General features: G+C 43.2%; 17 protein-coding genes. 7 read left to right on the forward strand and 10 right to left on the reverse strand.

The genetic code is table 11. From position 1 onward, the window contains the following. Nucleotides 1–41 precede the first annotated feature (41 nt). A complete protein-coding gene (locus FTU35_RS10965; protein ID WP_004974369.1) occupies nucleotides 42–647 on the reverse strand; it encodes a hypothetical protein in 606 nt (201 codons plus the stop codon). 344 nt (nucleotides 648–991) lie between these two features. On the opposite strand from FTU35_RS10965, the gene FTU35_RS10970 reads away from it, so the two are divergent. Both FTU35_RS10970 and FTU35_RS10975 read left to right on the forward strand, forming a co-directional pair. Further along, nucleotides 992–2,068 (forward strand): DNA/RNA non-specific endonuclease, encoded by a 1,077-nt coding sequence (locus FTU35_RS10970; RefSeq protein WP_004974371.1) that lies wholly within the window; start codon nucleotides 992–994, stop codon nucleotides 2,066–2,068. Nucleotides 2,069–2,117: 49 nt separating this feature from the next. Then, the gene (locus FTU35_RS10975; RefSeq protein WP_004974374.1) at nucleotides 2,118–2,363 is read left to right on the forward strand and encodes a hypothetical protein; all 246 of its coding nucleotides are present in this window, start codon (nucleotides 2,118–2,120) and stop codon (nucleotides 2,361–2,363) included. A 152-nt stretch (nucleotides 2,364–2,515) separates the two neighbouring features. On the opposite strand, the gene aqpZ is transcribed toward FTU35_RS10975, so the two are convergent. Beyond that, on the reverse strand, nucleotides 2,516–3,166 hold the full coding sequence (gene aqpZ / locus FTU35_RS10980; protein WP_180064729.1) for an aquaporin Z: 651 nt from the start codon (nucleotides 3,164–3,166) through the stop codon (nucleotides 2,516–2,518). A 153-nt stretch (nucleotides 3,167–3,319) separates the two neighbouring features. Next, nucleotides 3,320–4,321, reverse strand: coding sequence for an AraC family transcriptional regulator (locus tag FTU35_RS10985; RefSeq protein WP_180064727.1), 1,002 nt, complete (start codon nucleotides 4,319–4,321; stop codon nucleotides 3,320–3,322). A 127-nt stretch (nucleotides 4,322–4,448) separates the two neighbouring features. Here FTU35_RS10985 and FTU35_RS10990 point away from each other — a divergent pair, with 127 nt between their 5' ends. Then, nucleotides 4,449–5,063: a hypothetical protein gene (locus FTU35_RS10990; protein ID WP_154320231.1), complete on the forward strand. Its 615-nt coding sequence runs from the start codon at nucleotides 4,449–4,451 to the stop codon at nucleotides 5,061–5,063. 356 nt (nucleotides 5,064–5,419) lie between these two features. On the opposite strand, the gene hisF is transcribed toward FTU35_RS10990, so the two are convergent. After that, nucleotides 5,420–6,178, reverse strand: coding sequence for an imidazole glycerol phosphate synthase subunit HisF (gene hisF / locus FTU35_RS10995; protein WP_154320232.1), 759 nt, complete (start codon nucleotides 6,176–6,178; stop codon nucleotides 5,420–5,422). A gap of 113 nt (nucleotides 6,179–6,291) precedes the next feature. Here hisF and FTU35_RS11000 point away from each other — a divergent pair, with 113 nt between their 5' ends. From FTU35_RS11000 to FTU35_RS11010, 3 genes are read left to right on the forward strand one after another with little or no spacing between them, the layout of a single operon-like run. After that, nucleotides 6,292–7,242, forward strand: coding sequence for a homoserine kinase (locus tag FTU35_RS11000; RefSeq protein ID WP_154320233.1), 951 nt, complete (start codon nucleotides 6,292–6,294; stop codon nucleotides 7,240–7,242). A gap of 12 nt (nucleotides 7,243–7,254) precedes the next feature. Further along, entirely contained in the window at nucleotides 7,255–7,884 is a 630-nt protein-coding gene (locus FTU35_RS11005; RefSeq protein WP_179994019.1) for a DUF1294 domain-containing protein, read from the forward strand. 40 nt (nucleotides 7,885–7,924) lie between these two features. Beyond that, a complete protein-coding gene (locus FTU35_RS11010; protein ID WP_167846391.1) occupies nucleotides 7,925–8,329 on the forward strand; it encodes a hypothetical protein in 405 nt (134 codons plus the stop codon). A 55-nt stretch (nucleotides 8,330–8,384) separates the two neighbouring features. On the opposite strand, the gene FTU35_RS11015 is transcribed toward FTU35_RS11010, so the two are convergent. The 6 genes from FTU35_RS11015 to hisB all read right to left on the reverse strand — a co-directional run bounded on the left by FTU35_RS11015 (nucleotide 8,385) and on the right by hisB (nucleotide 12,963). Beyond that, nucleotides 8,385–9,293 (reverse strand): DMT family transporter, encoded by a 909-nt coding sequence (locus tag FTU35_RS11015; protein ID WP_104852667.1) that lies wholly within the window; start codon nucleotides 9,291–9,293, stop codon nucleotides 8,385–8,387. Between the two features lie 94 nt (nucleotides 9,294–9,387). After that, entirely contained in the window at nucleotides 9,388–10,119 is a 732-nt protein-coding gene (gene hisA / locus FTU35_RS11020) for a 1-(5-phosphoribosyl)-5-[(5-phosphoribosylamino)methylideneamino]imidazole-4-carboxamide isomerase (protein ID WP_004974395.1), read from the reverse strand. Between the two features lie 67 nt (nucleotides 10,120–10,186). After that, on the reverse strand, nucleotides 10,187–10,864 hold the full coding sequence (locus tag FTU35_RS11025; protein ID WP_004974396.1) for a hypothetical protein: 678 nt from the start codon (nucleotides 10,862–10,864) through the stop codon (nucleotides 10,187–10,189). 169 nt (nucleotides 10,865–11,033) lie between these two features. After that, a complete protein-coding gene (locus FTU35_RS11030) occupies nucleotides 11,034–11,504 on the reverse strand; it encodes a DUF805 domain-containing protein (RefSeq protein WP_180064728.1) in 471 nt (156 codons plus the stop codon). Between the two features lie 248 nt (nucleotides 11,505–11,752). Then, a complete protein-coding gene (gene hisH / locus FTU35_RS11035; protein WP_004974401.1) occupies nucleotides 11,753–12,370 on the reverse strand; it encodes an imidazole glycerol phosphate synthase subunit HisH in 618 nt (205 codons plus the stop codon). Continuing rightward, the gene (gene hisB, locus FTU35_RS11040) at nucleotides 12,370–12,963 is read right to left on the reverse strand and encodes an imidazoleglycerol-phosphate dehydratase HisB (RefSeq protein ID WP_096902642.1); all 594 of its coding nucleotides are present in this window, start codon (nucleotides 12,961–12,963) and stop codon (nucleotides 12,370–12,372) included. The genes hisH and hisB overlap by 1 nt, the downstream gene beginning before the upstream one ends. A 96-nt stretch (nucleotides 12,964–13,059) precedes the next feature. Here hisB and FTU35_RS11045 point away from each other — a divergent pair, with 96 nt between their 5' ends. Continuing rightward, nucleotides 13,060–13,437: a GNAT family N-acetyltransferase gene (locus tag FTU35_RS11045; RefSeq protein WP_096902643.1), complete on the forward strand. Its 378-nt coding sequence runs from the start codon at nucleotides 13,060–13,062 to the stop codon at nucleotides 13,435–13,437. The last annotated feature ends 321 nt before the right edge of the window (nucleotides 13,438–13,758 follow it).

The raw sequence follows: 13,758 nt of genomic DNA on the forward strand, positions 1-13,758 counted from the left end.
TGGTTTTTTATTTTTAGCTCAAGATTGGTCTTAAACAGATCTTATTGTTCCGTATCACTTGGTTGTAGATGGCTTAAATCTATATCGTTTACATCTGCGCCCTGTGCCGCAGGTGCTGTGGTTTCAAGCCGTTCAGTCGTGGGCAGATTGACTGCTGCTTGTTCAGATGCAGCAGGGTTTTGTGGTGCAGCATTTAGCGCTTCTGCGGTGACATCCACATCATCGCCAGCATTTACAGGTAAATCGGCTGAAGATGACAATAATGGCGCAGAGGTGGCTTGTATGTGTTGTTCGCTCACTTGCTCTGCCTGCGCTGCGTGTTGCAGTTCGGATTCAGTCCCGACAGGCATCGTCATCGGTACATTGTCTTGAGCCAGATTGGCTTGTTCGGCTGAAATTTGGTTTGCAGGCTGTTGCGCTATATTTTCTGCTGGACTTGTTAAGTTTGTATCTGTACTCGGTACAATGCGTATCTGACCATTGGCGATTAATTCTTGTAGTGAGCCTGCTTGCCCATTAATCGTGGTGCTTATTTTGACTTTAGATAAACTTTCTAAAGTATCACCTGCTTGAATGGGTGGTTCGGCAAAGGCAGAAATGCTGATACTGCTACCAACCAAAGCACAAGCAAAAAGATGAAAACGCATGTATTTCTCCATCAAAAATCGCAAAAATAAAGTTAAAACCAATTTAAATCGTCAATGACATCCAGCTAGAGCAGCGCAATGCGCTTGGGTGTCGCTGAGCGATGTCTTTAAGGTGTATTTAGCTTGGCAGATTCGCTAAAACGGATGCAATCAAATCTACCAAACTTGATCTAGACTGATGTCAAAAGTGCTTAAAACTCAGGCTGTGTATGGCTTTTGTGGTGTTATGGCGCGGGTTTTGTTTAATTGTTAGACGAACAAGAGGTGCTTCATATACAAGCTGTGAGTGGATTGTTAAGCTCGGGCAAACTCTGCGGATTTAGAGCGAAGTCACAGTAACGGTTATGGCAAGAAAACGGCGCAATTCCAACAACATTTGGACTCAAATTTTCAATCAAAACAGCTTGAAAGTGCTACTCGGTGTAGTGGCAACAGGGAGTTTTGTGATTGCTTTTGGTCAAGAAAAAATTAGCCAGTGGACTTCACTGGTGCCGAGTTCAGGAAATAGTGCTTGCCTAACCCAGTTCTATCGAGAAACGCCGCCCTATTTACTGAAAAATAGCCTGCAAAAAGACAGCTATCCGCTGTGTTTTAATGACTTTAATGTGATGTATTCAGGGGTATCCAAAACCCCGTTATGGGTGGCAGAAGCCTTAACACCAGCGCGTTTGAGTCAGCGGATTCCACGTGAAGATAACTTTCACGAAGAACCGCGCGTCAAAGCCGAGCATCGTGCGACTTTGCTGGATTATCGTGGTTCGGGTTATGACCGTGGACACATGGCACCGAATGCCGACATGACCAACTTGGCAGCCCAGTTTGACAGTTTTTCTTTGGCAAATATGGTGCCGCAAGCCCCTAAAAATAATCAGCAGGTCTGGCGTGAACTTGAAGAAGCCACCCGAGCGGTGGTGACTAAGCAAAAGCAAGATGTGTATGTGATTACGGGGCCAAGTTTTAATGCCAAGCGTCTAAAAACCATTGGGCAGGGCGTTATTGTGCCGACTGCGGTGTATAAAGCTGTGTATATGCCCAAAACAGGCGCGATAGGGGCTTATTACGCGCCCAATAACGACTCGTTACAGGTGCAAGTGGTGAGTGTCTGCTATTTAGAAGAACAGTTGGGCATTAATTTATTCCCACAATTAAGTGAAGAACAAAAGCGCAATACCTATAAATTGCCTTTGACTGCAAATGCTGTAAAAGCCAATACACCGATTGCCTACTCACATTGGGATGCAGAAAGCCAGTGCGCAGAAGATGTATCTGCTGAGCAATTACAAGCCTTGCAAACCGAATTTAAACGCTCAGGCAGTAGTCCTGCATCGGGTGCTAGCATTGATGCAGATACCCAAGATGCAATTGTGAAGCAATTGATTGAAGCTTTATTGCAATATATTTTACAGTTGTTGAAATCTTAAACTGGGTTAAGATGATGGATATTGCATCCTTCATGCTAAGGTGAATTCAATGTTTAAACCGTTTCAAAATGGGACTGAATCACATGCGATTCATGACTTAACCTTAGAAAATGATTTAGATTGCATCAATGTGTATGGCAATTTGCAAATCAGCAAAGATCAGGCGGGTTTACAGGCAGCCAAAGCACTACAGGCTTTTTTGAATGAAGTTGTTGCAACTTTGGAGCAGACTCCGAATCTGCCTGAAAAGTTAGATCGTCCCGAAGCGGGTGAAATTGAAAATCCATTTTTATAATGGATGCCATCTCAAGATATTAAATCTACTTTAATCTGCTCATCTAAGCCATTAAAAAGCCCGCTCAAACGCTTGAACGGGCTTTGTTGTTTTGTGTGTTTTTAGATAAATCCCAGACATCTTGAAAAGCTGTGGATTTAAAGTTTTGAAGATCAGTCTTCAGCTTTTGCCATAGCGCGATACAGCACCGCACCAATCACCGCACCTACAATCGGTGCAACCCAGAAAGCCCAAAGCTGGCTGAGTGCTGCAGTTTCAGCAAAGAACGCCACACCTGTACTACGTGCAGGGTTCACGGAAGTATTGGTTACAGGAATACTGATCAGATGGATTAAGGTCAGTGCCAAACCAATTGCAATTGGAGCAAAACCTGCAGGTGCACGTTTGGCGGTTGCACCCATAATCACCATCAAAAAGCCAGCAGTGAGTACCACTTCAATCAATAATACTGAACTGAGGGCATATTTTCCTGGAGATAAATCACCATAACCGTTGGTCGCGAAACCGCCTGTGCCTGCAAAACCTGCCTGACCCTGTACAATCAGATACAACACCAGTGCGGCCAGAGTCGCACCAATAATTTGTGAAATAATATACGGTGCGAGTTCTTTGGCTTCGAAACGTCCACCTGCCCACAAACCAATACTGACTGCAGGGTTAAATTGACCACCTGAAATGTGCCCAAGTGCATAGGCCGCGGTTAATACGGTCAGACCGAACGCGAGGGATACCCCCACAAAACCAATGCCCAATTCAGGAAAAGCTGCAGCCAATACCGCACTACCACAACCACCAAATACCAGCTAGAATGTGCCAGCCAGTTCTGCGAAATACTTATTCAATTTGATTCTCCAGTGCTTATTTTTTGAGTTAATTGATCAAACTTCAATTAAATTTATCGCATTTTAGATCGATATTGTGATGAATTTAACATAAATTAAAGTAAAAAGAAGCAATCATGAAGCACGTTGCATCCGCCATTGTTGTGGTGTGTGCTGCGTCCATTGTTTAAACGCACGCTGAAAGGCACTTTGTTCTGAATAACCCAGCAATAGCGCAATTTCTTGCAGACTTAAATGTGGGTCTTGTAAATATTGTTCTGCCAATAAACAGCGTACTTCCTGCATGCGTTTTTGATAGGTCGTGCCTTGCTGTTGCAAATAACGTTGCAACTGACGTACAGAAATATGTAATTGCTGAGCAATATGTTCAATTTGATACATATTTTTTTGCAGCCCCGTCAAAATGGCTTGCTGTAAACACTGATCGGTTTGGGTGCTATTCGGTAGCTTTTCCAATAAGGCTTGTGCCTGTTGCAACAATAAATGCTGTAAGGTCTGATCGCCCTGATGAAAAGGTTTTGCCAGTTCGGAAACAGGCAGCAACACTTGGGTAATTGGCTGAGAAAAACGCACTTTGCAATGAAAATACTGCTCATACAGTGCAATATTTTTGGGTGCAGGATGATGAAAATGTACTTCGTGCAGGCAAATATCTTCAAACTGCATAAAGTGCTTCAAAAATTCCATCATTAAAGCAATGGCAATTTCATCGGTTAATTGTGTGGTCATGTGCACGGGCAATTCTGACCAACGAATGGATAAATAATCGTTTTGTGCTTCGACTTGCAACGGGCCACCATCGTAAATCAAGCGATGAAAATCGTGGTAACGCTGTAATGCTTCACCCAGATGATCACAGGACAAGGCTAAATACGCAATGATGCCTAAATGTTTGGGCTGCACGTATTTGGCAATTTCCAAACCCAAAGCAGGTTGTGGTAATTGTTGCTCCAAAGTGCTGAGCAAGTCACGCCAGAGGGCATAATCAAAACGTTCCAGATTTTGAATCTGATGTAATTTTTCTGGAATGGGCAGCTTTTTTGCTTGGTAATAGCACATCAATAAATGCCCTAAGCCACCATAGACCGAGCCCGTATATTCTTTGAATTGTTGCATGTGTTATCGGTTTATTTTTGTCGTCATTTGTCAATGATATTGATTTTTTTGGTCAAGATCTAGTCAATCTCACATGCCTATAGTGAACATCAGAGTCAAGATGTCCTGTGTTTAAGGAGAAATAGCGATGTGGAAAGGATTTCTAGCAGGTTTGGTGGTTGCCAATGGTTTTGAATGGGTGGCACATAAATATATTTTGCACGGAACGCATCGAGCAGGGCAGCGCCGTTATAGTCCTGTGCCTGAAAGTATGAAATCACATTGGGAACATCATCGTGAAGTGCGTAAAACCAGTTTTCACGATCATGGCTATGTCGAAGGGATTCGCAACTGGCGTACCAAAAATGAAATTGTGTCTTTGGCTGTGGTGGCAACGGTGGCCAGTGGCGTGTTCTATCCAATTTCTAAGGGTATGAGTTTGGCTGCGCTATATAGTGCTGCGAATTATTATTATATTCACCGTCGTGCGCATTTAGAGCCAGAGTGGGCAGTTAAGAAAATTCCGTGGCATTATGACCATCACATGAACAGCAATCAGGATGCGAACTGGTGCGTGACCAAACCGTGGTTTGATTATATTTTAGGAACGCGAGTCATTTCAGCACCTGCCTTACAGGAGCAAAATCCGTTAGGCATTGCCTTACCTCGGGTGATTGCACAGGGTTTAAACCATCTGTCTGCTGCATATTTTCCTGCCAAATGGGTCGAGAAAAAATTAGCTGTGGCAGAGCAGTTATCTTAACTGTATTGCAGCAAATGAAGGTTTGTACTGACAGCTTGGGCAAGTCTTGTCGCAAATGGTCAATGTTTTTGGTGTTTTTGGTCAATATTTCAGCTAAAGCTCTGCGTATATTGTGTGCAGTGAAATATCCACGGATGTTTCGGTTGAATATTGTGTGATGATAAATTGATTTTGTTGATTATTTTTTTATAAGTCTATTTAAAAAGATAAAAGAACCTCAGCGCTGTGGTTTTTTGAGTTGATAGGAGTCTTCGGACTCCTTTTTTTCTGCCTAAATTTTACCTTTACTTCAATTTTAAGCTAAAAAAAGTGCAATCTTCAGATTGCACTTTTCACAGTTCGTTTGCACTATGATTTTACAAACGCATTTCAATGCCTTGTGCTGCCAAATATTGTTTGGCTTCAGGAATGGTATGCTGACCAAAGTGGAAAATTGAGGCTGCCAGTACCGCATCGGCACCGCCTTTTAAAATACCATCTGCCAAGTGCTGTAAATTACCTACACCGCCAGAAGCAATGGTAGGTACCATTACACGGTCATTGATGGCACGCATGAGCGCCAAGTCATAGCCTGCTTTGGTGCCATCGGCATCCATTGAGGTGACCAACAACTCACCTGCGCCGTAGTCCGCCATTTTCACAGCCCATTCAATTGCGTCAATACCAGTGGGTTTACGACCACCGTGGGTGAAAATTTCCCATTTGTTATCACCCGTTTTTTTCGCATCAATAGCAACCACAATACATTGTGCGCCAAAACGTTGTGAGGCTTCTTGCACAAATTCTGGGTTAAACACGGCTGCAGAGTTAATGCTGACTTTATCTGCACCTGCGTTCAATAATAGGCGAATGTCTTCAACCTTGCGCACGCCACCACCAACGGTGAGGGGCACGAACACGGTTTCTGCCATACGTTCTACGGTACGATAAGTCGTATCACGACCATGATGGGTAGCGGTAATGTCTAAAAAGGTGATTTCATCGGCACCTTGTTCATTATAACGACGCGCCACTTCGACAGGGTCGCCCGCATCACGAATATCAAGGAATTGCACGCCCTTAACCACGCGACCATTATCTACGTCTAGGCAAGGAATAATACGTTTCGCTAGCATAAATTTTTCCAATTATTACAGCCGATTATGAAACTCACCCACACAAGCGCTACACCTTGGCAGATGGAGCGGGTATTCTATCAAACTTAGCTCAGGTTTTTCGCAGGTTTTCTATGTCGGTTTATACTCCTTTGACTTTAAAGGAAGTTCAGGTCTTTGCAGCGCCTTATGGATTGGAGGTGGTCGAGCTGATTCCCATTCAAGGGGGGATTCAAAATACCAATTATTTTTTGCGTTGCGACAATCAAAACGAGTACGTGCTGACCATTTTTGAAGAATTAGATCAGCAAGCGGCAGGTGAATTAATTCCTGTATTGCAGCATTTGGGGCAAGCGGGTTTGCCTGTGGCAGTGCCTTTATCCTATTCGGGACAAGCCATTCACCAATTAAAAGAAAAACCTGCACAAATTGCACCGCGTTTAATTGGGCAGCATCCGACACTGGCAACAGTGGCGCAAGTGGAAGCGATTGCGATTGCACAAGCCAAAATGCATGTGGCCTTACAAAATTTTCCTTTGCAGCGCGATCATGTACGTGATCATGCTTATTGGGCAGGGGTCGCACGCCAATTAAAACCAAGCATGCATGTGGCCGATCAAGCCTTACTGTCCAAACTTTTGGGCTTGTATGAAGCTTTAACCGCAGTCTATCCGCAGCGTCCCAAAGGTTTTATTCACTCGGATTTATTCCGTGACAATACCTTGTTTGCAGATGATCAGTTGCAAGGCATTTTAGATTTTTATGAATTAAATCAAGATGAATTGCTGTTTGATATTGCGATTACGCTGAATGATTTTTGTACCGATTTTCCTGAGCTGAGCTTAAATGAAAGCAAGGCGATTGCATTTTTAAATGCCTACGAAACGGTGCGTCCTTTAACCCAAGACGAAAAAGCCTGTTTGGAACTGTATTTGGCAATGGCGGCAGGACGTTTTTGGTTAATGCGTTTGCAGGTGGCTGCTAAAAATGCGGCAGAAGGGCGGACAGGCGCAGATATTTTGCAGAAAAATCCAGATGAAATGCGGAATATGCTGATTGAACGCTTAAAGTTTGTGACAGCTTGAGGGATATAGAACATGCGTGATCAAGGGCGTTTAGTCGAATGGTTTGATGAGCAGGGTTATGGGTTTATTCAGCCGAATGACCACCAAAAAGATCGCGTGTTTTTACACATTAAGGACTTCGCCCGACAAGGGCCACGTCCAATTGTGGGCTGTGCCTTGGAATATACCGTAACTGTGGATGAGCGCGGACGTTACCGAGCACAGCAAGCGGTGTATTTAAAAGCTTCGCAGACCAAAGCAGCAAAGGCATCTGCTGTGAGTGCGAAAACATCCAACATCACGCAAAAAATGCAGCCGATGCAAATATTATGTGTGGCTTATATTGTTGCTTTGGCTTTGCTGACGCTGTTGGGATTGCTCAGCGGCATGTTGTTATTATTCATCAGTTTGATGAATGCGCTGAGTTATTGGCTGTATGCACAAGATAAAGAAGCTGCACAGCAGGGTGGACGTCGTATTCCTGAAAATAACTTGCATATTGTGGCTTTTTTAGGGGGTTGGCCTGCAGCATGGTTAGCACAACAAAAATTACGCCATAAAACACAAAAACAACCCTTTGGTAAGATTTATTTTTGTACGATAGGCTTAAATATCTTGCTGATTTTATGGTTAATTTCTCCGTTGAATCAGCTCAGTATCTAATTGGGAATATTGTTCTAGTAACAGGCTTGTCAGGTGCATTATGTCAGAAGCAGAGCATTCATATTCAGTAGATCAAGACCCACATCGTTCATTGACCATGATTTTATATGTGCTGTATATCGTGGCGATTTTTTCTGCGGGGATATTGGCCGTTATTGCCTTAATCATCAACTATTTAAAACGTAGTGATGTACAAGGTTCAATTTTTGCCAGTCATTTTACTTGGCAAATTCGCAGCTTCTGGTGGTATCTGTTTTGGAATATTGTGGCCTTTGTGCCGTTCTTTTTGGTGTTCTTTAGTCCAGATGCGCAAAGCTTTGCCAGTATGACTTTGGCTGCGACACTTTTCTGTATCGCAGTGGTTGCTATTTCGTGGTTATGGATTGTTTACCGTGCTATACGCGGTTTAATTCGCGTGAATGATAATTTACCGATGTATCATTAAATTCACGTTCGTTCGTCTTTTTAAGATGTTTTGAGCGATCTTGCCTAGATGCTGTTCATTCAACTTTTTGGGATGATGTGTTTCGTTTTAAAAATTTTGGTCGCCATTCGCTGACCAGCACGCCTAAAACCACCAGTAGTCCACCGAACAACGCCAGAACTGCCAAGCGCTCGCCTGCCAAACGTCCAATCAATGCGGCCCAAACAGGCTCACCTGCATAAATAATAGCAGCTTGCGCAGGGTCTACTTGTCGTTGCGCCCAGTTCATCACCAATTGAATCACGGCACTGGCAATGCCTAAGCCGAGCAAAACAGCAAGGAGTGACCACTGAAATTCGGGCAATTGAGTTTCTCCAACCCATGGTGCAATCGCAAAACACAATAACGATGCACAACCCAGTTGGATGAGGGTAACGCGCTTTAAATTGACCCGATTGGCAAAATAGCTAATTAAAATAATTTCAAAGGCAATCGCAATTGAACCGATTAAAGTAATGGCTTGTCCAAAACTTAACTGAATTGCGCCTAAGCCATTGCCTGTTAAAAAGACCAAGCCTACAAATGCCAAAATAGCACCCAACCAAGTCATGACATGCGGACGTTGATCAAAGCATAACCACAGCAATAGCGGTACAAGCGGGACATACAGCGCCGTTAAAAAGGCCGATTCGCTACTGCTGATACTTTGTAAGCCAATGGTTTGAGTGACATAACCTAGCGCAATGACTGCGCCTATGGCAAAGCCTGCATAGAGTTCATCGATGCTAAAACCACGTAAGCTTCGCCATGAAATCAGCCCCACGGCCAACGTGGCTGCGGCAAAACGTAAGCCTACAAACAGTACTGGACTGCTGAAGTTCAAACCGTATTGCACGGTAATGAAGGTTGCACCCCAAATTAAGGTAATCAAAATGAGCGCCAGTTGCGGGGCTTTGCTGCGAAGCATTGGTGAAAGCTGAGACATAGAACCAGTGGGAGATGAAGAAAACTCAAAATGAGTAAAATAAAATCAAAATAAAAAAGAGGTCCGCAGACCTCTTTAAAAATACGCGGCAGAATTACAAAGATTGCTCATCTAAAAGCAACTGTGCCTCACGCAGGCTTAACGTGCCTTCGTAAATTGCACGACCTGTAATCGCACCTAAAATGCCAGGCTGACCTTTTAGGTTGCGTACGTCATCTAAATTGGTCACACCGCCAGAAGCAATCACGGGTAAGCCTGAATATTGCGCCAAGTTTACGGTTTGTTCTACGTTCACACCTTGCATCATGCCATCACGGGCAATATCGGTATAAACAATGCTAGATACACCTGCATCGGCAAAACGCTTAGCTAAATCTGTTGCCTTCACGTCTGTGACGTTGGCCCAACCATCAGTAGCCACCATGCCATTCATGGCGTCAATGCCGACAATGATGTGTCCTGCAAATTTCTTGCAGGCTTCTTCTACAAAAGTAGGCTCTTGTACGGCTTTGGTACCAATAATCACGAACGATACGCCTGCATCCAAATAGTGTTCGATGGTTTCGAGTGAACGAATACCGCCACCAATTTGAATTGGAAGATCCGGTTGTGATTTTGCAATCGCTTCAACCACAGGTTTATGAATTGGCGTACCTGCGAAAGCGCCGTTTAAATCGACTAAATGCAAGCGACGCGCGCCTTCATTTACCCAGTGTTGTGCTGTTGCCACTGGATCGTCAGAAAATACAGTATCATCTTCCATACGACCTTGTTTTAAACGAACACACTTGCCATCTTTCAGGTCAATTGCAGGGATGATCAGCATGCTTTCGCTCCTTGCCAAAAACTTATTGAATTCAATCTGTGCATCTTAACAAAGTATTGTTAAATATCTAAGCATCTGTTGTAGGTTTTGTTTTAGAGGGACGAATCCGCAATTTGAGTGAACTGTTTGGGATATGCTCGGGCAATAGACCCAAACGCCCCAATTCTTCAAATATCAACACAGGTGCGTAGGCATCGGCGGCAGCATAGGCAATTTGTGCTTCACTGAGCTGTTTGCATGCCCAGTTTGAGGTGCTGATACTTCGGCTTTTAGGGAAATGAACGTGAAATAATAATGCCATGGCATTTTTAAGCCCAAGCGGACTTTTAAAACCAAAACTGCCAAAACATTTGGATAGTTCAATCACGCTATTCAGTTGTATACCTTTTTTACGAAATAAATGGGCATCATTTTTCAGCCCAAAACCTACTTTAATTTGATCGCGATTGGCAAAAACTGGCTGCAAAAATTGCCAAATGTCATCATTGAGCTGAAATAGATAGGCTTTTTCTAAGGTTGCGAGCTGAATTAAATGCGGGCCTGTAGAAACTTCGCCTACATTAAACGTGGGTTTAGATTCAGAATCGAAACCCAAGACAGCTGCGGTTTTCAGTTCAGCTTCAATTGCTAGACATTGCTCTAGATTTTGAATCAGTACAATATTTTGACGCGCAATATTTTCAAACAGTGGCAATTGCCGAATTTCATCAGGGCTAGGCAGGGTACGCAGACGAGTGAGATCCATAACATTCAAAGCGGTAAAGAAGCGGTTTTAGCCTAAAGCGTTTTGCGGAATTTGGCAAAGTTTAAAAGATTGAAAATGCTGTGCAGGACAAAGATTGCAGCGAATATCCTGAAAAAATAGCCCAATAGATGGGCTATTTCGAAATATCAACCAAGTGGAATATTTTTGCTTAGACGTTGCTGAATATACCTGACAAGAAGCTGCCAATAATCGCCAAAATCATCAGCACAATAAAAATCCAAGCCAGTACTTTTTCCCAACCTGCAGTTTCACGTACCGCACCATAGCTATTTTGACGATCATCGCCAGGTGCAAATACCAAATATAAACCCATAATAATATTCACCAAAGGCACCAAAATCAGCAAAGATAACCAGCCAGTATGATTGCTGTCATGCAAGCGGCGGATGGTGAAAATAAAGCTAAAATAGAACGCAACGATATAAATGATCACGAGCAAGATCATGCCGATGCCCATAGAGCCAGAGCCGAGCTCTAGCAATAAATTGGGTGCAACAACGGCAATAATTGCAATCAGTACTGCAAGCCCCAAGCTGAGCAAACAGTTCCACGCTAAAAATGATAATCGACCAAAACGCCCCGCTGCACTGAGTGCAGAATCTTCTACATATTGACTCATTGTTGTAATTCCTAGATTTTTTGAATTTTCTGTCGCATACCGTATATTTGCTCAAAAATCTTGTGAGATATCTCTCTCACATCGCAAACATAGACCAATTATCGACAGACCCTCAGTTTATTTTGAATAAAAGGTATAAAAAACGCTTTAATTTTAAACACAAATCAATGTGCAATAAAAGTGAAAAACATTCACGCAAAAATAAAGCCGAGATTAACTCGGCTTTATTGATTGAAGCATCCTGAATATTAGATATTCCATTCCACAAAGTTTTTTAGTAACTGCAAACCAACAGTGTGACTTTTTTCTGGGTGGAACTGCGTTGCAAACAAGTTGTCTTGATGCAGGGCTGTACAGAAAGTTAAACCATAATCACAGGTCGCGGCCACGATTTTTTCATCTTGCGGTTCAACATAAAAACTATGCACGAAGTAAAAACGCGCATCTTGTTCAATGTTGTTCCACATAGGGTGGCTCGGGTCACGTTGATGTACCTGATTCCAACCCATGTGTGGCACTTTTAAACCTGCTACTTCAGGAAAGCGTTTGACTGTACCTGCAAAAATGCCCAGTGCATCTGCTCCGCCATTTTCTTCGGAATGTTGCATCAGCGCCTGCATGCCTACACAAATTGCAAGTACAGGTTTATTAAAGACCGCGTTGCGCACCACGTCATCAATGCCAGCTTCATGCATGCCTTGCATACAATCACGCATAGCACCCACACCTGGAAACACAATTTTATCGGCTTGTGCAATCAGTTTTGGGTCATTGGTCACATCTACCGTTGCACCCACATGCTCTAAAGCTTTCGCTGCAGAGTGTAAATTTCCCATGCCATAGTCAAGAAGGGCAATTCGGGTCATTAGAGTGTTCCTTTGGTTGATGCCACTGTATTTTCAGCACGCGGATCGACTTCACATGCCATGCGTAAAGCACGTGCAAATGCTTTAAATACGCTTTCAATTTGGTGGTGGCTGTTTTTACCTTTGAGGTTGTCGATGTGCAGTGTCATTAATGCATGGTTGACAAAGCCTTGGAAGAATTCTGAGAATAAATCCACATCAAAAGTACCAATACGTGCGCGGGTAAATGGAATATCCATAAATAAACCCGGACGACCCGATAAATCGACAATCACACGGCTTAAAGATTCATCAAGTGGTGCGTAAAAGTGACCGTAGCGTCGTAAACCTTTTTTATCGCCCAAAGCTTGAGCAAAAGCTTGTCCAAGCGTGATACCACAGTCTTCTACAGTGTGGTGATCATCAATTTCCAAGTCGCCATCACAATGAATATCAATATCAAACAAACCGTGTCGCTTGATTTGATCAATCATATGGTCTAAAAATGGAACTCCAGTGTTGAGTGTGCCTTGACCCGTACCGTCCAGATTCACACGAACTCGAATTTTAGTTTCGTTGGTATTTCTCACCACTTCACTGATACGTTGGGTCATAGACACGTTCCTCAAAAAACGTCAAAAATGATTGATGTAAAATGTTTTCGCTGTGACGAAGTCTCAGCATATTAGATTGCTCAGGAAGGTTAATCAATGCCTATTACCGTACATGCCTATACTTCACTGGAAAATACCGAAGTGCGCAGCCAGCTTGAGCGACTGTATGATACCAGCCCTGAATTTGGCGATGGGCAAGATGCGGTAAGCCAACTTGAGCAGAACTTGGCTCAGTATACCCTACTTTACACGGCAGAATTTAATACTAAAGTGATTGGTGCGATTTGGTGCACAGGGCAAGATGATCATCGTACGCTTGAATATATTGTGGTGCATCCTGCAAACCGTGGTCGAGGTGTGGCAGATCGTTTGGTGAGTGAGGTGTGCCGTATGGAAGAAGCCAAAGGTGTGCAGCACTTTCAGCCGGGTTGTGGTGCGATTCATCGTTGTTTGGCGCATTTGGGTAAGTTGTGAGTTTTTAAAAAGCTGACGTTGTGTCTGTCTTTTCAGTTTATCCGTATAGGTCAAAATTAAATTAGTATCGAAAATCCCTTCTCTTGCGCCATATATGGCTCAGGGATGAGGAATATCTTCCGTAAGAGGATGATGGGGGATTGAAGTATGGTTTTAATCGGATTTGTGAAAGAAGTTTATCCACTGGAGCGAAAAACCTCGTGGTTCAGCACGAGGATATAAGCGACTGGAGTAAACCATATGAACGACACGAAATGTCGTTTTAAATACTTGTACTATAGTCACTATTAAGAAAAATACTGTTAAAATAATTGGATGAAG

Origin of the sequence: Acinetobacter sp. YH12095 (genome assembly GCF_013419245.1) — a bacterium.
Taxonomy (GTDB): Bacteria; Pseudomonadota; Gammaproteobacteria; order Pseudomonadales; family Moraxellaceae; genus Acinetobacter; species Acinetobacter towneri.

Bases quoted from the DNA above. Each gene is read 5' to 3' on its own strand.
- FTU35_RS10965 (WP_004974369.1), bottom strand. From the start codon at position 647: ATGCGTTTTCATCTTTTTGCTTGTGCTTTGGTTGGTAGCAGTATCAGC.
- FTU35_RS10970 (WP_004974371.1), top strand. From the start codon at position 992: ATGGCAAGAAAACGGCGCAATTCCAACAACATTTGGACTCAAATTTTC.
- FTU35_RS10975 (WP_004974374.1), top strand. From the start codon at position 2,118: ATGTTTAAACCGTTTCAAAATGGGACTGAATCACATGCGATTCATGAC.
- FTU35_RS10985 (WP_180064727.1), bottom strand. From the start codon at position 4,321: ATGCAACAATTCAAAGAATATACGGGCTCGGTCTATGGTGGCTTAGGG.
- FTU35_RS10990 (WP_154320231.1), top strand. From the start codon at position 4,449: ATGTGGAAAGGATTTCTAGCAGGTTTGGTGGTTGCCAATGGTTTTGAA.
- hisF (WP_154320232.1), bottom strand. From the start codon at position 6,178: ATGCTAGCGAAACGTATTATTCCTTGCCTAGACGTAGATAATGGTCGC.
- FTU35_RS11000 (WP_154320233.1), top strand. From the start codon at position 6,292: ATGTCGGTTTATACTCCTTTGACTTTAAAGGAAGTTCAGGTCTTTGCA.
- FTU35_RS11005 (WP_179994019.1), top strand. From the start codon at position 7,255: ATGCGTGATCAAGGGCGTTTAGTCGAATGGTTTGATGAGCAGGGTTAT.
- FTU35_RS11010 (WP_167846391.1), top strand. From the start codon at position 7,925: ATGTCAGAAGCAGAGCATTCATATTCAGTAGATCAAGACCCACATCGT.
- FTU35_RS11015 (WP_104852667.1), bottom strand. From the start codon at position 9,293: ATGTCTCAGCTTTCACCAATGCTTCGCAGCAAAGCCCCGCAACTGGCG.
- hisA (WP_004974395.1), bottom strand. From the start codon at position 10,119: ATGCTGATCATCCCTGCAATTGACCTGAAAGATGGCAAGTGTGTTCGT.
- FTU35_RS11025 (WP_004974396.1), bottom strand. From the start codon at position 10,864: ATGGATCTCACTCGTCTGCGTACCCTGCCTAGCCCTGATGAAATTCGG.
- FTU35_RS11030 (WP_180064728.1), bottom strand. From the start codon at position 11,504: ATGAGTCAATATGTAGAAGATTCTGCACTCAGTGCAGCGGGGCGTTTT.
- hisH (WP_004974401.1), bottom strand. From the start codon at position 12,370: ATGACCCGAATTGCCCTTCTTGACTATGGCATGGGAAATTTACACTCT.
- hisB (WP_096902642.1), bottom strand. From the start codon at position 12,963: ATGACCCAACGTATCAGTGAAGTGGTGAGAAATACCAACGAAACTAAA.
- FTU35_RS11045 (WP_096902643.1), top strand. From the start codon at position 13,060: ATGCCTATTACCGTACATGCCTATACTTCACTGGAAAATACCGAAGTG.